The following is a 4,441-nucleotide window of genomic DNA, read 5'->3' on the forward strand; positions in this document are numbered from 1 at the left end:
CCCCATCTCCCACGGGCCGCGCCCCCGCGGCCCGCCGTCCGTGGCGGCCAGGGGGCCGGGCAGGTCGCGGGTGATCGCCCGCAGGTCGCCGACGGTCCGGGCGGACAGGGCCGCGGTCAGGCGTTCGTCGAGTTCCTCGCGGGTGAGCCGGCCCTGCGCGAAGTGCTCGTGCAGGGCCGTGGTCACCTCGTCGCGTTCCGCGTCGCCGACGCGGAGCTGCTCGGCGCTCATCTCGTCTCGATCCTCACTCGTCGTCGGCGAGCAGCCGGTACAGCCGGCGCCGCGTCTCGGACAGGATCTGCCGGGCCTCGGCCACCTGGTTCTCGTCGCCGGTGTGGACGATCTGCATGACGGCCGAGCCGGTCTTGGCCGCGGTCGCGAACAGCTCGCGCACGTCGTCGCGCACGTCGGAGGTCATCGCCTCCCAGGGGGCGTTCACCTCGTCCGGGTGGGCCTCCACGTACGCCCGTCCGCTGTCGGACAGGCGGAACGTGCGGCGGCCCTCCTGCTCCTCGGCCTCGATCAGCCCCTCATCGGTGAGCTGCTGGAGCGCGGGGTAGACGGCGCCGGGGCTCGGCCGCCACTCGCCGCCGCTGCGCTCCTCGATCTCCTGGATGAGCTGGTAGCCGTTGCGGGGCTCCTCGGCGAGCAGCGCCAGGATCGCCGCCCGCACGTTTCCCCGCCGTGCCTTGCCTCGGCGTTCCGCCCAGGGTGGGGGACCGCCGAACGGGCCGCCGAACGGACCACCGAACGGGCCGGGGAAACCGCCGCGCCGTCCGAAGCCACCGCGGCGTCCGCCGCGCTGCCGGCGTGATGTATCGGATGTCGGGTGCATGATTCTGCACTCCCTTCTGAGATCGCTCTTTGATCTCTCTCGATACAGCAACGATATATCGAAAGCATTCGTTGTCAACAGTGAGCGGAGATACCTCGATATCGAGATACCTGTGATACCTTGATGTCGAGAGAAATCGCACGGGAAGTTAGGCGAGCCTCAGTTCCGGCCGCCATGCCCCGCTGCGGCAAAATTCGGGACGTACACCACCGCCCCCGCGCTCGCCATGAGGGGGGATGGGGATCCCGCGGCGAGCGCGCACCAGGAGGAGACGACTTGGACACCTTCGGCAGCCGGCAGACACTCCGTGTCGGCGACGCGTCCTATGAGATTTTCCGGCTGGATGCCGTCGAGGGTTCGGCGCGCCTCCCGTACAGCCTGAAGGTTCTGCTGGAGAACCTCCTGCGCACCGAGGACGGCGCGAACATCACCGCGGACCACGTCCGCGCCCTCGCCGGCTGGGACCCGAACGCCCAGCCGAGCCAGGAGATCCAGTTCACGCCCGCCCGCGTGATCATGCAGGACTTCACCGGTGTGCCCTGCGTCGTGGACCTCGCCACGATGCGCGAGGCCGTACGCGACCTCGGTGGCGACCCGGAGAAGATCAACCCGCTCAACCCGGCCGAGATGGTCATCGACCACTCCGTGCAGGTCGACGTGTTCGGCCGCGAGGACGCCTTCGAGCGCAACGTGGAGTTCGAGTACGGCCGTAACGGCGAGCGCTACCAGTTCCTCAAGTGGGGCCAGCAGGGCTTCGACAACTTCAAGGTCGTGCCGCCCGGCACCGGCATCGTGCACCAGGTCAACATCGAGCACCTGGCCCGGGTCGTCTTCGGCAGCGAGGCCGGTGATGGAGAACGCCGTGCCTACCCCGACACGTGCGTCGGCACCGACTCCCACACGACGATGCAGAACGGCCTCGGCGTCCTCGGCTGGGGCGTCGGCGGCATCGAGGCCGAGGCGGCCATGCTCGGCCAGCCGATCTCGATGCTCATCCCGCGCGTCGTCGGCTTCAAGCTCACCGGCGAGCTGCCCGCCGGCACCACCGCCACCGACCTGGTGCTCACGATCACCGAGATGCTGCGCAAGCACGGCGTCGTCGGCAAGTTCGTGGAGTTCTACGGCGAGGGCGTCGGCGCGGTGCCGCTGGCCAACCGCGCGACCATCGGCAACATGAGCCCCGAGTTCGGCTCCACCTGCGCGATCTTCCCGATCGACGGCGAGACCGTGAAGTACCTCCAGCTCACCGGGCGCCCGGCCGAGCAGGTCGCGCTCGTCGAGGCCTACGCCAAGGAGCAGGGCCTGTGGCACGACCCGGCCCATGAGGCGGACTACTCCGAATACCTCGAGCTGGACCTGTCCACGGTCGTCCCGTCCATCGCCGGCCCCAAGCGCCCGCAGGACCGCATCGCGCTGTCCGTCGCCAAGCCGGCCTGGCGCACCTCCGTCCGCGACTACGTCGCCGACGGCAGCATCCGGGGCCCGCTGGACGAGGCGTCCGCCGAGTCGTTCCCGGCCTCCGACTCCCCGGCCATCGCGCACAACGGCACTGGCGACAAGCCCGTCCAGAGCGCGGCCGACGCCGCCGCGGGCCGGCCGAGCAACCCGGTCCGGGTCAGCGTCGACGGCAACGAGTTCGAGCTGGACCACGGCGCGGTGGTGATCGCCGCGATCACCTCCTGCACCAACACCTCCAACCCCTCGGTCATGATCGGCGCCGCGCTGCTCGCCAAGAAGGCGGTCGAGCGCGGCCTGTCCCGCAAGCCGTGGGTGAAGACCTCGCTCGCCCCGGGCTCGAAGGTCGTCATGGACTACTACGACCGCGCGGGCCTCACGCCGTACCTGGAGAAGCTCGGCTTCAACCTCGTCGGGTACGGCTGCACGACGTGCATCGGCAACTCCGGCCCGCTGCCGGAGGAGATCAGCGCCGCGGTGAACGAGGGTGACCTGGCCGTGACGTCGGTGCTGTCCGGCAACCGCAACTTCGAGGGCCGCATCAATCCCGACGTCAAGATGAACTACCTCGCCTCACCGCCGCTCGTCGTCGCGTACGCCCTCGCCGGCTCCATGGACGTCGACGTCGCGAACGGCCCGCTCGGCACCGGGTCCGACGGTGAGCCGGTGTACCTGAGGGACATCTGGCCGTCGCCGCAGGAGGTCGAGGAGGTCGTCGAGTCGGCGATCGCGCAGGAGATGTTCAGCCGCGACTACGCCGACGTGTTCGCCGGCGAGCAGCGCTGGCAGGCCCTGTCGGCGCCGGGCGGCAACACCTTCGCGTGGGACCCCGACTCGACGTACGTGCGCAAGGCGCCGTACTTCGACGGCATGGGGGAGCAGCCGGAGCCGGTCGCCGACATCACCGGCGCCAAGGTCCTCGCGCTGCTCGGCGACTCGGTCACCACCGACCACATCTCGCCCGCCGGCGCGATCAAGGCCGACAGCCCGGCCGGCCGCTACCTCACCGAGCACGGCGTCGAGCGCCGCGACTTCAACTCCTACGGCTCGCGACGCGGCAACCACGAGGTGATGATCCGCGGCACCTTCGCCAACATCCGCCTGCGCAACCTGCTCGCCCCCGGCACCGAGGGCGGGGTCACGGTCAAGGACGGCGAGGAGATGTCGATCTACGACGCCGCGCAGGCGTACGCCGCGGAGGGCACGCCCCTGATCGTGCTCGGCGGCAAGGAGTACGGCTCCGGCTCCTCGCGCGACTGGGCGGCCAAGGGCACCAGCCTGCTCGGCGTCCGCGCGGTGCTGGCCGAGTCGTTCGAGCGCATCCACCGCTCGAACCTCATCGGCATGGGCGTCCTCCCGCTGCAGTTCCGCGATGGCGAGTCGGCCGAGTCCCTGGGCCTCACCGGCAAGGAGACCTTCGACATCGTCGGCGTCGAGCGTCTGAACGACGGCGAGACCCCCCGCGAGGTCACCGTGAAGGCCGGCGACAAGGAGTTCCAGGCGGTCGTCCGCATCGACACTCCGGGTGAGGCCGACTACTACCGCCACGGCGGGATCATGCAGTACGTCCTGCGCTCCCTGCTGCGCAAGTAGGGCCGTGCGCGCGAAGGGCCGTCTCCTCGCGAGACGGCCCTCGTGCGTGCACAGGGTAAAGCTGTCACTACGCTGAGTAATATGTGATTCATGGTCAGGTCGCCGCGCCGCGCGCCCGTCGGGATACCGTTCGTCAATGACGTCTCGACCGACCGCCGCCGACCTCGCGGCCGCGAAGGACCGCACGATCCCCGACGTCGTGCCGCCCCGTGGCGGCGTGCTGCTCTGCGGCATCAACCCCGGGCTCTACTCCGCCGTGACCGGGTTCCACTTCGCCCGGCCCGGCAACCGGTTCTGGCCGGCGCTGCACCGCTCCGGCTTCACCGACCGGCTCCTGGGGCCCGCCGAGCAGCACCTGCTGCCCTCGTACGGCCTGGGCATCACCAACCTCGCCGCGCGGGCCACCGCTCAGGCGGCCGAGCTGACGGCGGAGGAGCTGGCCGAGGGCGGGGCGCTGCTCGAGGCGTTCGTGGCGCGGCACACGCCGCGCGTGGTGGCGATCCTCGGCGTGACCGCCTACCGCACGGCCTTCGGCCGCCGGTCGGCCCGCATCGGCGC

The 4,441-nt window shown here is 70.6% G+C and carries 4 protein-coding genes; 2 read left to right on the forward strand and 2 right to left on the reverse strand.

Annotated elements, in window-relative coordinates; all coding sequences use genetic code 11:
• A partial coding sequence (locus tag ACFFNX_RS43280; RefSeq protein WP_378212067.1) for a DUF1707 SHOCT-like domain-containing protein occupies window positions 1-231 on the reverse strand: 231 nt, incomplete at its 3' end.
• A gap of 13 nt (window positions 232-244) precedes the next feature.
• Window positions 245-835: a PadR family transcriptional regulator gene (locus tag ACFFNX_RS43285; protein WP_378212068.1), complete on the reverse strand. Its 591-nt coding sequence runs from the start codon at window positions 833-835 to the stop codon at window positions 245-247.
• 276 nt (window positions 836-1,111) lie between these two features.
• Here ACFFNX_RS43285 and ACFFNX_RS43290 point away from each other — a divergent pair, with 276 nt between their 5' ends.
• Together ACFFNX_RS43290 and ACFFNX_RS43295 are read left to right on the forward strand one after the other, a co-directional pair.
• Window positions 1,112-3,883, forward strand: coding sequence for an aconitate hydratase (locus ACFFNX_RS43290; protein WP_378212069.1), 2,772 nt, complete (start codon window positions 1,112-1,114; stop codon window positions 3,881-3,883).
• A gap of 136 nt (window positions 3,884-4,019) precedes the next feature.
• Window positions 4,020-4,441: mismatch-specific DNA-glycosylase (locus ACFFNX_RS43295; RefSeq protein WP_378212070.1), on the forward strand; the 422-nt coding region annotated here is incomplete at its 3' end.

The organism is Actinoallomurus acaciae (assembly GCF_042429965.1).
Taxonomy (GTDB): Bacteria; Actinomycetota; Actinomycetes; order Streptosporangiales; family Streptosporangiaceae; genus Actinoallomurus; species Actinoallomurus acaciae.